Source organism: Pseudonocardia sp. ICBG1142 (assembly GCF_020496255.1).
Taxonomy (GTDB): Bacteria; Actinomycetota; Actinomycetes; order Mycobacteriales; family Pseudonocardiaceae; genus Pseudonocardia.
In genome coordinates, this window is record NZ_JAHLJC010000004.1 from 347,304 (window position 1) to 362,184 (window position 14,881).

12 protein-coding genes are annotated in these 14,881 nt (G+C 74.2%); 9 read left to right on the forward strand and 3 right to left on the reverse strand.

Annotated features, from left to right (window positions below):
• The first annotated feature begins 112 nt into the window (after positions 1 to 112).
• On the forward strand, positions 113 to 1,129 hold the full coding sequence (locus tag KPL59_RS04120) for an alpha/beta fold hydrolase (RefSeq protein WP_226359989.1): 1,017 nt from the start codon (positions 113 to 115) through the stop codon (positions 1,127 to 1,129).
• Here KPL59_RS04120 and KPL59_RS04125 read toward each other — a convergent pair.
• Together KPL59_RS04125 and KPL59_RS04130 are read right to left on the reverse strand one after the other, a co-directional pair.
• Positions 1,111 to 1,809 (reverse strand): response regulator, encoded by a 699-nt coding sequence (locus KPL59_RS04125; protein WP_226359990.1) that lies wholly within the window; start codon positions 1,807 to 1,809, stop codon positions 1,111 to 1,113. The genes KPL59_RS04120 and KPL59_RS04125 overlap by 19 nt on opposite strands.
• Positions 1,806 to 3,443, reverse strand: a complete 1,638-nt coding sequence (locus KPL59_RS04130) for a sensor histidine kinase (RefSeq protein WP_226359991.1) — start codon at positions 3,441 to 3,443, stop codon at positions 1,806 to 1,808. The genes KPL59_RS04125 and KPL59_RS04130 overlap by 4 nt, the downstream gene beginning before the upstream one ends.
• A gap of 238 nt (positions 3,444 to 3,681) precedes the next feature.
• Between KPL59_RS04130 and KPL59_RS04135 the strand changes: the two genes are divergently transcribed.
• From KPL59_RS04135 to KPL59_RS04165, 8 genes are all read left to right on the forward strand, one after another.
• Entirely contained in the window at positions 3,682 to 4,704 is a 1,023-nt protein-coding gene (locus KPL59_RS04135) for a Bug family tripartite tricarboxylate transporter substrate binding protein (RefSeq protein WP_374111589.1), read from the forward strand.
• Between the two features lie 139 nt (positions 4,705 to 4,843).
• Positions 4,844 to 5,923, forward strand: coding sequence for a tripartite tricarboxylate transporter substrate binding protein (locus KPL59_RS04140; protein ID WP_226359992.1), 1,080 nt, complete (start codon positions 4,844 to 4,846; stop codon positions 5,921 to 5,923).
• Positions 5,920 to 6,444 carry a tripartite tricarboxylate transporter TctB family protein gene (locus tag KPL59_RS04145; RefSeq protein ID WP_226359993.1) on the forward strand — a complete coding sequence of 175 codons (525 nt, stop codon included), beginning with the start codon at positions 5,920 to 5,922 and terminating at the stop codon, positions 6,442 to 6,444. Before KPL59_RS04140 ends, KPL59_RS04145 begins: the two co-directional genes overlap by 4 nt.
• A gap of 16 nt (positions 6,445 to 6,460) precedes the next feature.
• Positions 6,461 to 7,969 carry a tripartite tricarboxylate transporter permease gene (locus KPL59_RS04150; protein ID WP_075312238.1) on the forward strand — a complete coding sequence of 503 codons (1,509 nt, stop codon included), beginning with the start codon at positions 6,461 to 6,463 and terminating at the stop codon, positions 7,967 to 7,969.
• A 195-nt stretch (positions 7,970 to 8,164) separates the two neighbouring features.
• Positions 8,165 to 10,135 (forward strand): amino acid transporter, encoded by a 1,971-nt coding sequence (locus KPL59_RS04155; RefSeq protein WP_226359994.1) that lies wholly within the window; start codon positions 8,165 to 8,167, stop codon positions 10,133 to 10,135.
• A 329-nt stretch (positions 10,136 to 10,464) separates the two neighbouring features.
• On the forward strand, positions 10,465 to 11,583 hold the full coding sequence (gene sfnG, locus KPL59_RS04160) for a dimethylsulfone monooxygenase SfnG (protein WP_043276063.1): 1,119 nt from the start codon (positions 10,465 to 10,467) through the stop codon (positions 11,581 to 11,583).
• Positions 11,584 to 11,746: 163 nt separating this feature from the next.
• Complete coding sequence (locus tag KPL59_RS37405; protein WP_350590274.1) at positions 11,747 to 11,818, forward strand: putative leader peptide; 72 nt, start codon at positions 11,747 to 11,749, stop codon at positions 11,816 to 11,818.
• Positions 11,819 to 12,002: 184 nt separating this feature from the next.
• The gene (locus KPL59_RS04165) at positions 12,003 to 13,232 is read left to right on the forward strand and encodes an acyl-CoA dehydrogenase family protein (RefSeq protein ID WP_226350914.1); all 1,230 of its coding nucleotides are present in this window, start codon (positions 12,003 to 12,005) and stop codon (positions 13,230 to 13,232) included.
• 173 nt (positions 13,233 to 13,405) lie between these two features.
• Here KPL59_RS04165 and KPL59_RS04170 read toward each other — a convergent pair whose 3' ends face one another.
• On the reverse strand, positions 13,406 to 14,719 hold the full coding sequence (locus tag KPL59_RS04170; protein ID WP_075312242.1) for a TMEM165/GDT1 family protein: 1,314 nt from the start codon (positions 14,717 to 14,719) through the stop codon (positions 13,406 to 13,408).
• Between the last annotated feature and the right edge of the window lie 162 nt (positions 14,720 to 14,881).

Sequence of the window (14,881 nt, forward strand, 5' to 3'; positions counted from 1 at the left end):
CCTTCCCCCAGCGCCTCGCGACGGCCCGGCCCGCCCTGTGCGGACCGGGCCGTCGCGTGTTCCGGGCCGGGCGCCGGCGGGGCGTCCGTGCCGGTCTGGCAGCCTGCCCGGTGTGGAGCGGCCCGGTGTCGAGCGGCACGGTGTGGAGTCGCAGGGCACCGTGCGCACGGTCGAGGCCGAGCCGGGCGTGACCCTCTGGGTGCAGGACCTGCCCGCGCACCGGCCGACGCCGGCGGCCCCGGTGCTGCTGATGAACGGGGCGGGCTCGGCCGGGTACGGCTGGCCGGACGCATTGGTCGAGGCGCTGCGCGAGCGGCACCGGGTGGTCCGCTACGACCACCGTGACACCGGTCGTTCCACCCACGCGTTCGAGGACCGGCCCTACGCCGTCGCCGACCTGGCGACCGACGCGCTCGCGGTGCTCGACGGCTGTGGGATCGACCGGGCGCACCTGGTCGGGATCGGGCTGGGCGGGACGCTGGTCCAGCTGCTGGCGCTCGACGCGCCGCACCGCATGGTCAGTGCGGCGCTGCTGTGTTCCGCGGCGCTGCCGTGCTCCGCGGCGCTCGACACCGGCGACGCCGACCTGCCCGGCCCGACCCGCGACGTCCGGCGGATGTGGCAGGAGCTGGGCGACCCGCGCGACGAGGCCGGGGAGCTGGCCTGGCGGGTCGAGTACTGGCGGCGCGTCTCCGGCGGGGTGCTGCCGTTCGACGGCGTCGAGTTCGCCGCACGTGAGCGGCGGATCATGGACCACACCGGGCGGGTCGAGCCGTGCACCGCACATGCCCAGGCCGACCTCGACGGGCTGGACCGCGGCGGCGAGCTGGGCTCGGTCACGGTGCCGACTCTCGTCGTCGAGGCGCCGGAGGACCCGGTGCACCCGCCGCCGCACGCCGACCACCTGGCGGCGCGGATCGGGGCGGCGGCGCAGCTCGTCACCGTCGACGGGATGGGGCATGCGCTGCCGGACCTGCTGTGCGAGCCGATCGCGGCGGTGCTGCTGGAGCACGCCGCCGAGGCCGAGGAGGCGGAGGCCGACCCTGCGACACCGCAGGCGGAGGCCGTCCCGGCGGCACAGCAGGCGGAGCAGGCGCCGCCGGGGGCCGGTCAGCCGACCCAGCGGTAGCGGCGCTCCGGGCGGCCGGTGCCGCCGTAGCGCAGCCGTACGGTGACCTGCCCGGTCGACACGAAGTGCTCCAGGTACCGGCGGGCGCTGACCCGGGACAGCCGGGTGGCCTCGGCGCACTCGGTCGCCGACAGGTCCGCCTCCGCGTCGGTCCCCGAGTGGTCGCGCAGGGTGCCCGCGACGAGCTCGGCGGTCGGGGGGGTGAGGCCCTTCGGCATGCGTTCCGGGCCGCCGGGGGTGCGGGCGGGGGCGGCACCGGTGCCGCCGAAGATCCGGTCGATGTCGGACTGGTCGCGGACGCGGTCCAGGTCGCGCCGTATCCGCGTCGCGCGGTGCACCTGGGCGGCGAGCGCGGCGGAGTCGAACGGCTTGACCAGGTAGTGCAGCGCCCCGCCGTGCAGCGCAGCGGCGACCGTGTCGGAGTCGTCGGCGGCGGTGACGACCAGCACGAACGGGTCGTCGGCGGCCCCGGTGCGCAACCGCGTCAGCACCTCCAGACCGGACATGTCGGGGAGGTAGACGTCGAGCAGCACCAGCTCCGGGCGGAGCCGGGCGGCGGCGTCGAGGGCGGCGGCGCCGTTGTGCGCGACGCCGACCACGGTGCAGCCCTCGATCCGCTCCACGTAGCCGGAGTGGACCTTCGCGACCATGAAGTCGTCGTCGACGACCAGGACCCTCACACCCGCACCCCCGTCGGCGCCACCGGCAGCACCGCCTCGAAGACCGCACCGGCCCTGCCGGCCGGCGCCGGCCGCACCGCGATGGTGCCACCCCGGCGCAGGCACGCCTGCCGGGCCAGGGCCAGACCGAGCCCGCGGCCGCCGATCTCGGCGGCCTTGGTGGAGTAGCCGGCCCGGAACACCTCCTCGGCGAGCTCCGAGGCGATCCCGGGACCGGAGTCGCGGACCTCGATCCAGACCTCGTCGCCGTCGGTGTCGCCGCCGCCGGCGAGCCCGATCTCGATCCGGCGCGGGCCCTCGTGCCCGGCGGTCGCGTCGATCGCGTTGTCGATCAGGTTGCCGAGCACGGTCACGAGGTCGGCGGACAGGTCCGGGTCGTGGTCGGGATCGGTCGGGTCGAGCCGGGACTCCGGGTCCAGGGCCAGCTCGACGCCGCGCTCGGCGGCCTGGCTGTTCTTCGCGCCGAGCAGCGCGGCCGTCGCCGGGTCGCCGACGCTGGCGGTGACCTCGCGCCGCCAACCCTCCGAGGCGGCGACGATCCCGGCGACGAACCGGCGCACCTCGTCGTGCTCGCCGAGCTCGGTGAGCCCGGCGATGGTGTGCAGCCGGTTGGAGAACTCGTGGGCCTGCGCGCGCAGGGTGTCGGTGACGGTGTGCGAGGCGTCGAGACGGTGCTGCAGGGTGGTGAGCTCGGTGCGGTCCCGCAGGGTCACCACGGCGCCCACGATCCTACCGTCGCGTCCCTCGATCCGGACCGGGCGGCGGTTGAGGACCAGGGCCCGGGCGTCGAGCAGGACGAGCTGGTCCTCGCCGTCGGCGGCGCCGGTGAGGACCTCGCGGAGCCGGTCGTCCAGCCCCAGGTCGGCGACGGCGTCGCCCTCCCGGGCACCGGGCAGCTGCAGCAGCTCGCGGGCCACCGGGTTGAGCAGGGTGATCCGGTTCGCGGTGTCCAGCCCGACCACGCCCTCCTTGATCCCGAGCAGCATCGCCTCCCGGCGCTGGACCAGCTCGACGATCTCGTCCGGCTCCAGGCCGAGGGTCTGGCGGCGGACGCGGCGGGCGAGCAGCAGCGACCCGAGGACGCCGACGCCCAGGGCCAGTCCGAGCAGCGCGCCGGTCTCGGCGCGGGCCCCGGCGAGGGACTCCCAGAGCGACGGCGCGCGGATCCCCGCCGACACCAGCCCGGCGACGGCGCCCCGGTCGTCGATCACCGGCACCTGGGCGACGACGGTGCGCCCGTCGGAGTTGCCGACCCAGGCGCGGCCCCGCGGCGCGGTGCTGGCGCCGGGATCGAAACGCTGCCGGACCCGGGACGGGTCGGGTGAGGTGCGCACCACCAGCCCGGCGTCGACGATCTCGATCTCGTCGGCCCCGGACAGGTTCTCCGCGCTGCGGGCGAACGACGGCAGCAGGTCGTAGCGGCGGGTCTGCAACGCCTCGCGGACGGTCGGCACGGACGCGACGTCCTCGGCGACCGACAGCATCCGGCGCCCCTCGGTCCCGCGGAACGACTCCGACGACTGCACCGCGGCCAGCGCCGCGACCGCGCCGAGCAGCACGACCACGACCACCAGCTGCCAGACGAGGAACTGGCGGGCCAGTGGCCCTCCCGTTCCCCCGGCGCTCCGTCGCATGCGCCCAGCGTAGGGCGCGTGCCCGCGGCGGCGACCGCGCGACCGGTGGGACCGCGATCCGTGGGACCGAGCCCGCGGACGACGACGCGGCGCGCGGCTCACCCTCGGTGGACCGGCCCGGCCGCGGGCGCGCAGACTCCGACGGCGGCGGCAGGCAGCGGCACGACAGCGGCACGACAGCGGCGCTGCAACGGCACGGCAGCGACACGGCGACGGGGGGGCGGGCATGGTGGGGACGGTGGCGCGCCTCGGAGGGCCGCCGCCCGCCCGCCGCGCCCGCCGGGGCCAGGTCACCGCGCTGGTCGCGGTGCTCGTGCTGGCCCTCGCCGCGGTCGTCGTCCCGATCGTGCTGACCGGCGGGCCCCGGCCGCTGTCCGACCTGCGCATCCTCGTGCCCAACCCGCCGGGCGGCGGCTACGACGTCACCGCCCGCAGTGCGGCGAAGGTGTTGTCCGACAACGGGATCACCGGTCCGGTCGAGGTGTTCAACCTGTCCGGTGCCGGCGGGATCGCCGGGCTCGGCCGGATCGAGGGCGAGGCCGGCAACGGCAGGCTGCTGATGAGCATGGGGCTCGGGGTGGTCGGGGCGACCGCCTCGCGCGACACCCCGCTCTCGCTCGCCGACACCACGCCGATCGCACGGCTGACCGAGGAGTCGGAGATCGTCGTCGTGCCCGCGGACTCGCCCTACCGGGACGTCCGCGCCCTGCTCGACGCCTGGCACGCCGCTCCCGGCGGGCTCACCGTCGGCGGCGGCTCGACCGTCGGCGGGCCGGACCACCTCGCGACGATGCTGCTGGCCGAGGGCGCCGGCATCGCGCCGGCCCGGGTCCACTACGCGTCCTACGAGGGCGGCGGTCCGCTGCTCGCGGCGGTGCTGCGCGGCGAGGCGGCCTTCGCGGTGTCCGGGGTGGGCGAGTTCGCCGACCAGATCGGGACCGGTGACCTGCGGGGGCTCGCGGTGACCGCGGGCGAACGCGTGCCCGGCCTCGACGTGCCGACACTGCGCGAGTCCGGGGTGGACGTCGAGTTCAGCAACTGGCGCGGGCTGGTCGCGCCGCCCGGGCTGTCCGACGCCGACCGCGCCGCGCTGGCCGACGCCGTCGCCGCGATGCGTGCCACCCCGCAGTGGCGGCAGGTGCTGGCCGCGAACGGATGGCACGACGCCTGGCTCCCGGGCGCGGACTTCGCCCGGTTCACCACCGCCGAGAACGAACGGGTGGAGCACGTCCTGGGCGAGCTGGGCCTGCGGTCGCGCTGACCACTCGGGCCCGCGGGCGGCGCCGTGTCCGTGATGACCGTAACGACCACAAGGACCGTTGTGGCCGTTACGGAGACACCGTTCGGGTGACCCCGCACACTTCAGCGCGTTCGCTTCGCAACGGTGAGATCGGACGCACATGCCCCAGTCGATGGCCCCTCCGCAGTCGCAGGAACCGCCCTCGCAACACCGGCCCACGCCGGACGACCCCGCGCCGCCCGTGCCGCGGCCCCGGGTCGGACCTCTCGTCGGCACGGTCCTGGCCGTCCTGGCCGCCCTGCTGCTCGTCCCGCCCGCGGTCGGTGCGATCGGCGGCGGTGGCGACGGCACCCAGCTCCGCGGACTGCGGATGCTCGTCCCCAACGCCCCCGGCGGCGGCTACGACGTCACCGCCCGCAGCGCGGCCAAGGCCATGGAGGACGCCGGGCTGACCGGGTCGGTCGAGGTCTTCAACCTGCCCGGTGCGGGCGGCACGGTCGGGCTCGGCCGGACCGTCAACGAGGCCGGCGACGACCGGCTCGTGATGAGCATGGGCCTGGGTGTGGTCGGCAGCGTGCACTCCAACGACTCGCCGGCCACGCTGGAGCAGACCACGCCGATCGCGCGGCTGACCGAGGAGACCGAGATCGTCGTCGTCCCCGGTGACTCGCCCTTCCGGAACGTGGGCGACCTGCTGGCCGCCTGGCGGGCGGCGCCCGGGAAGACCCCGGTGGGCGGCGGTTCCTCCCCCGGCGGCCCGGACCACCTGGCCCCGATGCTGATGGCCGAGGGAGCCGGGGTGGACCCGCGCGCGGTCAACTACATCTCCTACGACGGCGGCGGCGAGCTGCTCGCCGCGGTCCTCGGCGGCAAGGTCGCGTTCGGGGTGTCCGGGCTCGGCGAGTTCGCCGACCAGATCGCCTCGGGCGACCTGCGGGTGCTCGCGGTGACCGCGGGCGAACGCGTGCCCGGCCTCGATGCGCCGACACTGCGCGAGTCCGGCATCGACGTCGAGTTCACCAACTGGCGCGGCGTCGTGGCGCCGCCGGGGCTGGACCCCGAGGGCGTCGCGGAGCTGGAGCGCGCCTACGCCGAGCTGCACACGACGCCGGAGTGGCGCGAGGTGCTGGCACGCAACGGCTGGCAGGACGCCTACCTGCCGGGGCCGGAGTTCGGCCGGTTCCTGGCCGACGAGGACGCCCGCGTCGAGCGGGTGCTGACCGGGTTGGGGCTGACGTGACGACCATCGGGGACACCGGGACCGCCCGCTCCTGGTGGAAGGAGCACTCCGAGCTGGGTGTGTCGGTCCTGCTGGCCCTCACCGGCCTGCTGGTGCTCGGCGACACCCTCGCCGAGGGCGGCGGCGGCACCGCGTCCGACCCGCTCGGGCCGCGCACCGTCGCGTTCGTGCTCGGCGCGGCGCTGCTGGTGCTGGCCGCGCTGCTGACCGTCGACGTCCTGCGCGGCGGCCGCGGCGAGGCCGAGGGCGGCGAGGACGTCGACCTCGAGGTGCCGATGGACCTGCGCACGGTCGGGATGCTGGCCGGGGTGATCGTCGCGACGGCGGCGCTGATCCCGCTCGCCGGGTGGCCGATCGCCGGGACCGTCCTGTTCGCGGGTGCCACCTACGCGCTCGGCTCGCGCGCGGTGCTTCGCGACCTCGGCATCGCCGCCGGGGTCTCACTGCTGACCTGGGTGCTGTTCGACGCCGTGCTCGGCGTCGACCTGCCCGGCGGCCCGCTGATGGGGGTTCTGGGATGACCGAGGTGCAGTGCTGATGGGCACGTTCGACCTGCTCATGAACGGGTTCGCGCACGCGCTGACCCCGCAGAACCTGTTGTTCGCCGCGTTCGGGGTGCTGCTCGGCACCGCGATCGGCGTGCTGCCGGGCATCGGCCCGGCGATGGCGGTGGCGCTGCTGCTGCCGGTGACCTACGCCTTCGACCCGACCGGTGCGTTCATCATGTTCGCCGGCATCTACTTCGGGGCCATGTTCGGCGGGTCGACGACGTCGATCCTGCTCAACACCCCCGGCGAGTCCGCGTCGGTGATGGCGGCCATCGAGGGCAACCCGATGGCGAAGTCCGGGCGCGGCGCCCAGGCGCTCGCCACCGCCGCGATCGGGCACTTCATCGGCGGCATCGTCGGCGTGACCGGGCTGGTCCTGGTCGCCCCGCTGATCGCCTCGGTGGCCGTCGACATCGGCGCCCCGGACTACTTCGCGATCATGGTGCTGGCCTTCGTCGCCGTGAGCGGTGTGCTGGGCGCCTCGCGGGTCCGCGGGTTCGCCGCGCTCGCGCTGGGCCTCACGATCGGCCTGGTCGGGCTCGACCCGATCTCCGGGCAGCCGCGGCTCACCTTCGGGGTGCCGCAGCTGGCCGACGGCATCGACGTCATCATCGTCGCGGTCGGGTTGTTCGCGATCGGCGAGGCGCTGTGGGTGGCCGCCCACCTGCGACGACGCCCGCAGGAGGTCATCCCGGTCGGCCGTCCGTGGCTGGGCCGCGAGGACCTGCGGCGCACCTGGAAGCCGTGGCTGCGGGGACCGTTCATCGGGTTCGGCTTCGGCTCGATCCCGGCCGGCGGCGCCGAGATGTCGACGTTCATGGCGTACGTGACGGAGCGGAAGCTGTCGAAGCACCCGGAGCAGTTCGGGAAGGGTGCCATCGAGGGCGTCGCCGGGCCGGAGTCGGCGGCCAGCGCGTCGTCGGCGGGGACGCTGGCGACGATGCTGACCCTCGGCCTGCCGACGACGGCGATCGCCGCCGTCATGCTCGCCGCGTTCCAGCAGTTCGGCATCCAGCCCGGCCCGCTGCTGTTCCAGAAGGAGCCGGACCTGGTCTGGACACTCATCGCGAGCCTGTTCATCGGCCTGGTCATGCTGCTGGTGCTGAACCTGCCGCTCGCCCCGGCCTGGGCGAAGCTGCTGCGGATCCCGCGGCCGTACCTGTACGCGGGGATCCTGTTCTTCGCCTGCGTCGGCGCCTACGCCGTGTCCGGCCAGCCGGTCGACCTGCTGGTGCTGCTCGCGATCGGCGGAATCGGGTTCCTGATGCGCCGGTTCGGGCTGCCGGTGCTGCCGGCGATCATCGGGGTCATCCTCGGCCCGGATGCGGAGCTGCAGCTGCGCCGCGCCCTGCAGATCGCCGACGGCGACGTCACGACGCTGGTCTCCACCCCGCTGGCGGTGGTGGTGTACTCGCTGATCGCGATCTTGTTGGTCGCCCCGGTCGTGCTCCGGGCGGTCCGCGCCCAGCGCGGCGACCGGGAGTCCGAGACGGTCTGACCCGGCCGGCGACCCCGACGACGTCCCGCGGCCGCACCGGCCGCGGGGCGTCGTCGGCACGACAGCGCTGCCCACGGTGCGCGCGGTGATCCGTTCGCCGCGCACGTCCGGACGCACGCGCGCGACGGATCACCGCGCGCGCAGCGGATCACGTCATGGCTGGCGACGACCGTGTCGTAGCGCAATCCTGGGCCGGTGGCGATCACCAAGACCCCGCGACGGGTCCGCGACCGGGTGGGCTCCTGGTTCCTGCAGGACGCGCACCGGCCCGAACGGCACGGGCCGCACACCCGGCCCGAGCCGGAGCACCCGCGCCATCCCTGGTGGAAGGTCATGTGCCTGACCGGCGTCGACTACTTCTCGACGCTGGGTTACCAGCCGGGGATCGCGGCGCTCGCCGCCGGCGTGCTCTCCCCCGTCGCCACCCTGGTCCTGGTCGCGGTGACGCTGCTCGGCGCGCTGCCGGTCTACCGCCGCGTCGCCCGGGAGAGCCCGCACGGCGAGGGCTCCATCGCGATGCTGGAGCGGCTGCTGCCCGGGTGGCGCGGCAAGGTGTTCGTCCTGGTCCTGCTCGGGTTCGCGGCCACCGACTTCCTCATCACGATGACGCTGTCCGCGGCCGACGCCACCGCGCACCTGGTGCAGAACCCGCTGGCCCCCGCCGCGCTGCAGGGGCAGAACGTGCTGATCACGCTGCTGCTGCTCGCGCTGCTCGGCGGGGTGTTCCTCGCCGGGTTCTCCGAGGCCATCCGCATCGCGGTCGCGCTGGTCGCGGTCTACCTGGTGCTCAACGCCGTCGTCGTGGTCGACGGGCTGGTCCGGATCGTCACGGCGCCGCACGTCGTCGCGGACTGGTCGGCGCTGCTCGTGTCCCGCTACCCGGACCCGCTGCTGATGGTGGGGATCGCGCTGATCGTGTTCCCCAAGCTCGCGCTGGGCCTGTCCGGGTTCGAGACCGGGGTGTCGGTGATGCCGCTGGTCCGGGGCCGCGACGGTGACACCGAGGACCGCCCGGAGGGCCGGATCGCGGGCACCCGGCGGCTGCTCACCGTCGCCGCGCTGATCATGAGCACCTTCCTGGTGACTTCCAGCGTCGTGACCGTGCTGCTGATCCCCGAGGCGGACTTCGCCCCCGGCGGGCAGGCGAACGGCCGGGCGCTGGCGTTCCTCGCCCACCGCGACCTGGGGAACGTCGTCGGCACCGTCTACGACCTGTCCACGATCGCGATCCTGTGGTTCGCCGGGGCCTCGGCCATGGCGGGCCTGCTCAACCTGGTGCCCCGATTCCTGCCCCGCTACGGCATGGCGCCGTCCTGGGCCAGGGCCGCGCGGCCGCTGGTCCTGGTGGTGCTGGTCGTCGCGTTCGGGGTGACCGTGCTGTTCGACGCCGACGTCGACGCCCAGGGCGGGGCCTACGCCACGGGCGTGCTGGTGCTGATGACCTCCGCGGCGGTCGCCGTCGCCTTGTCGGTGCGGCGCACCGGGAGCCGCCCGGCAGTCGTCGCGTTCGTGCTGATCGCGCTCGTGTTCGTCTACACGACGGTGGCGAACGTCGTCGAACGGCCGGAAGGGGTGAAGATCGCCGCCTGCTTCATCGCGGGGATCCTGGTGGTGTCGCTGCTGTCGCGCACCCTGCGCGCGTTCGAGCTGCGCGTCACCGACGTCACCCTCGACGACACCGCCCGCGGGTTCCTCGACGAGTGCTCCGGCTCCGGCCGGCCGCTGCGCCTGGTCGCGCACGAGCCCCGCCCCGGCGAGCGGGACAGCGTCGCCCGCGACGAGGAGTACCGGGAGAAGCTCGCCGAGGAGACCGAGGACCACCACATCCCCGACCCCGACCGGGTGGTGCTGGTCGAGGTCACCGTCACCGACCCGTCGGAGTTCGAGTCGGGCATCACCGTGCGCGGCGAGCGGCGCGGCCCCTACCGGGTGCTGACGACGTCGGCGCCCTCGGTCCCGAACGCGATCGCCGCGCTGCTGCTGCACCTGCGCGACGTCACCGGCACCGCCCCGCACGCCTACTTCGACTGGACCGAGGGCAACCCGGTGCGCCACTTCGGCCGGTACCTGTTCACCGGCGTCGGCGAGGTCGCGCCGATCACCCGGGAGATCCTGCGGAAGGCCGAGCCCGACGTGGCCCGGCGCCCCGTGGTGCACGTCGGTTAGGACGGCTCGTGGTGGCCGGCGTGGGTCTCGCAGACGACGTTCCCTGCGGATCTCGACGAAGGCCCCGCGGTGATCTCCCCGGCATCCGGTTGACACCCACCGGCTCTGCGGGTTCGGTGGGACCGTGACCGGCTTCCTGCTGACCCGACGCCGTCACGTCGACAACCTCGTCGTCGTGAGCCAGGCCTGTCGCTGATCGCGTCACCGCAGGTCCGTTTCCTCCCTCTTTCCTCTCTTTCCGGCGCCGTCGTGCGCCCGTCTGCCGTGCCCGGCACACCCCCGAGGAGTCTCCCGTGTCCGATGCTCTCGACACCACGCCCAACACCCGGATCCAGGAGCCGCTGAAGTTCGCGTACTGGGTCCCGAACGTCTCCGGTGGGCTGGTCACCAGCACCATCGAACAGCGCACCGACTGGGGCTTCGAGTACAACAAGAAGCTGGCGCAGACCGCCGAGAACAACGGCTTCGAGTACGCGCTGTCCCAGATCCGCTACATGGCCAGCTACGGCGCCGACCACCAGCACGAGGCCACCGCGTTCTCCCTCGCGCTGGGGCTGGCCACCGAGCGGCTCACGGTGATCGCCGCCGTCCACCCCGGTCTGTGGGAGCCCTCGGTGCTGGCCAAGTGGGTCGCCACCGCCGACCACCTGACGAACGGCCGGCTCGCGGTCAACGTCGTCTCCGGCTGGCTGAAGGCCGAGTTCACCGCGATGGGCCAGCCGTGGCTCGAGCACGACGAGCGCTACCGCCGCAGCAACGAGTTCATCCGGGTGCTGCGCGAGATCTGGACCTCCGACGGCGGCGCCGAGTTCGCCGGCGACTTCTACCGGATCCGCGACTTCGACCTCAAGCCGCGCCCGCTCGACGTCCCGGGCCGTCCGCACCCGGAGATCTTCCAGGGCGGCAACTCCACCGCGGCCCGCTACAACGGCGGCACCGTGTCGGACTGGTACTTCTCCAACGGCAAGGACTACGACGGCTTCTCCGAGCAGGTCGAGGAGGTCCTCGGCCACGCGAAGACCGCCGAGCGCCTGCAGCCGGTCCGGTTCGGCCTCAACGGCTTCATGATCGCCCGCGACGACGAGAAGGAGGCCAGGGACACCCTCCGCGAGATCATCGAGAAGGCCAACCGGCCGGCCGTCGAGGGTTTCCGCGACGCCGTCCAGCAGGCCGGCAACTCCACCGGCGACAAGCGCGGCATGTGGGCCGACTCCTCCTTCGAGGACCTCGTCCAGTACAACGACGGTTTCCGGACCCAGCTCATCGGCACCCCGGAGCAGATCGCCGACCGCGCGATCGAGTACAAGCGGCGCGGCGCGAACCTGCTGCTGCTCGGCTTCCTGCACTTCCAGGAGGAGGTCGAGTATTTCGGCGCGAAGGTGCTCCCGATCATCCGGGAGAAGGAGGCCGAGCTCGCCGCCCGCGAGCCGCAGCTGACCGCCGTCTGACCGGCGGCGTCCGACCGACAACCTGCCCGCACGGGCCCGGCGACCGACGTCGCCGGGCCCGTGCGCGTCTCCGGGGACCGTCCTGACCGGACATCCCGCGCCGCGTCCCATTTCCGGGAACGTCTCGTTGACTTCCGCGGCGATCTACCCGAACACTGGGACCGTGCTGTTCACCGAGCTCACCCGTCGACGCCACGTCGACCTCTCGCGTGTGACCTCCTCGCTCTGTCGCTGACCGGCATCCCCGTCGCACCTCTCCACGTGTGACGGCCGGCGGGCGTCCGTCCCGCCGGTGATCGCCCGGCACCGTTCCCGCAGCCGGGTCCCCTCCCCCCGCGCACCGTCGTGGCGCGCCCGCACCCGGGTGCCCGTGGCGTGCCGTCGAGGTGCCCGGCTCCCTGCACCACGAGGAGTCACCCATGACCACCACCGAGATCCGTCCCGAGACCGTGACCGAGTCCTGGGACCCCGTACCCACCGACGCCGCGGGCTGGATCGCCCGCGCCCGCGAGGTCCGCGCCGTTCTGGCCCGCGACGCCGCCGCCCGCGAGCGCGCCGGCGCCACCCCGCACGCCGAGGTCGCCCTGCTCAAGGCCTCCGGCCTGGTCACCCTGCTCGGCCCGGTCGAGCACGGGGGCGGGGGCCAGGACTGGACCGTCGCCTACCGGGTGATCCGCGAGGTCGCGGCCGGCGACGGCTCGATCGGGCAGCTGCTCGGCTACCACCTGCTGTGGTTCTGGGCCGCGCGCCTGGTCGGCACGCCCGAGCAGATCGCGGCGGTCGAGGAGCAGGCGACCCGCGAACGCTGGTTCTTCGGCGGCGCGGTCAACCCCCGCGACGACGACCTGACCATCCGCGACGAGGGCGACGAGCTCGTCTACGACGGGCGCAAGAGCTTCTCCACCGGCAGCCGGGTCTCCGACGTGACCGTGCTGGAGGGCGTCATCGAGAACACCGACACCCACGTGTTCGCCATCGTGCCGAGCGCCCAGGAGGGCATCGTCTACGGCGACGACTGGGACAACATCGGCCTGCGCCTGTCGGAGTCGGGAAGCGTCACGGTCTCGGGCGTGCGGGTGCCGTGGGCGTCGGCCGCCGGGTTCACCGACAAGGTGTTCGCCCCGCGCGTCTACAACACCTTCAACGTGCCGGTGATCCAGCTGGTGTTCGTCGCGTTCTACCTGGGGATCGCGCGCGGAGCCCTGGAGGCGGGCGCGGAGTACACCCGCACCCGGACCCGGCCGTGGCTCTACGGCGGCCACGAGCGGGCCGTCGACGAGCCCTACCAGCTCGACCTCTACGGCGACTACACGGCCAAGCTCTGGGCGGTGGAGGCGCTGGCCGACGCCGTCGCGGCCGAGCAGCAGCGGCTGCACGACGACGCCGACGCCGTGACCGCCGAGCAGCGCGGCGAGCACGAGGTGCGCGTCGCCGCGGTGAAGGCGCGGGCCACCGAGGTCGCGCTGGAGATCACCGGGGGGATCTTCGAGGGACTCGGCGCGCGGGCGACCCGGACCGAGCTCGGCTTCGACCGCTTCTGGCGCGACGTGCGCACCCACACGCTGCACGACCCGGTCGCCTACAAGCGGCGCGAGGTCGGGGCGTGGGTGCTGCGCGACGAGCTGCCCGAGCCGACCTGGTACACCTGATCCCGGAATCCCCCGGACACGACACCGCCCGCCCCGGTCGCACTGGGGCGGGCGGTGTCGTCGCGCGGCGGTGCCGCGGAGTCATCGGTTTCGGAGCGGCGGCGGGGTCGTGGAGCCGGCGGGGTCGTGGAGCCGGCGGGGTTGTGGAGCCGCCGGGGCCGTCGGCGGGGCGCTCAGCCGACGGTCGTGCGGTCGCCCTCGCCCGCGGGGGTGCGGTCGGTGCGGACCCGCGGGAGGAACCGGCCGGTCCGGGCCCGGTACTCGGCGTACTCGGGGCCCAGAGCACTGCCCAGGCCGGGCTCGTAGACCGCGCGGGCCTGGATCTGCACCGCGACCAGGATCAGCACCCCGGCGAGCACACCGAGCAGGGTCGGGGCCATGAACAGCATCCCGGCGCACCCGACGATCAGGCCGGTCAGCGCGGGGTTGCGGACACGACGGTAGATCCCGCCGGTGGCGAGCACCGGGCGTCGTGCGGCGTCCGGGTCCCCGGCCGCGGCCGCACCGGCCTCGGCGGCCGAGCGGCGCCACACCGTGCCGAGCTGCAGCATCGCGACCGCGACGACGGCGAACCCGAGCAGCAGCAGCCCCGCCCCGACGACGGCGACCGCCGGCCGGGCCAGCACCGAGATCGGCTGCAGCACGTCGAGGGCCACCAGCAGCGGCGCCCCGAAGCCGAGGACCGCGGCCAGCACGAACAGCGTGCGGGCCCACCAGGCCGGGCTGCCCGGGTTCCGGGCGACGTCGAGCCTGCGCTCCCCGCGGGCACGGTGCGCGCGACCGCGGAACCAGAGCCCGACGCCCACGGCGAGCGCCCCCAGCACCAGTGCGGCCCATCCGAGCCCGTGGTGCCCGGCGACGTCGAACACGCGGGCCCAGGCGTTCTCGCCCCACACCTGCGGGACGGCCTCGTACAGCAGCCAGGCGCCGAAGACGAAGAACATCACCGCGGCGCCGATCGAGATGGCCCGCTCCGGGAGCCGCTTGCCGAGCTGGCGCCCGACGACGATGGCCAGCGCGTCCGCGGCGACCATGCCGGCCGTGGACCCGGCCCAGATGCCGATCGACCCGGCGAGGGTGCCGTGCTGGGCGGCCAGGGTGATCGTCGCGAGCATCGTCTTGTCACCGAGCTCGGCGAGGAAGAACGCGACCGACGCGGCGACGACGGCGGATCCGCCGGCCCGCCTGGCCTTGGCCTCCTCGTCCTCGGAGAGGCTGTCACCGCGCAGCGTCCAGGCGCCGAACGCCAGGAAGGCGACCGCGGCGACCAGCGCGATCCAGCCGGTCGGGATCGACGCACCGAGGCCGTAGCCGACGGCGACCGACACGAGGTGGGTCACCGAGGTGGCGATCGTGATCCCGATGAGGACCGGGATCGCGTTGAAGCGCGTCGCGAACGTGAGGGCCATGAGCTGCGACTTGTCGCCCAGCTCGGCCACGAAGATGACGCCGAAGCTGACCGCGAACGCGATCAGGAATCCATCCATGTCCATCCCTCGATCTCGACCGGACCGAGGATGGGTGCCCTCGATCCGGTGTATCCGGATCGAAGGTCTCGCTCGCCTGGTGGTGGTCAGGCCGCTGCGCCCGGGTCGGCCGTCGCAGGACGAGGCGGACCAGTATGTCGAGCGCAGCGTTGGGAGCTACTC

Bases quoted from the DNA above. Each gene is read 5' to 3' on its own strand.
- KPL59_RS04130 (WP_226359991.1), bottom strand. From the start codon at position 3,443: ATGCGACGGAGCGCCGGGGGAACGGGAGGGCCACTGGCCCGCCAGTTC.
- KPL59_RS04140 (WP_226359992.1), top strand. From the start codon at position 4,844: ATGCCCCAGTCGATGGCCCCTCCGCAGTCGCAGGAACCGCCCTCGCAA.
- KPL59_RS04150 (WP_075312238.1), top strand. From the start codon at position 6,461: ATGGGCACGTTCGACCTGCTCATGAACGGGTTCGCGCACGCGCTGACC.
- KPL59_RS04165 (WP_226350914.1), top strand. From the start codon at position 12,003: ATGACCACCACCGAGATCCGTCCCGAGACCGTGACCGAGTCCTGGGAC.
- KPL59_RS04170 (WP_075312242.1), bottom strand. From the start codon at position 14,719: ATGGATGGATTCCTGATCGCGTTCGCGGTCAGCTTCGGCGTCATCTTC.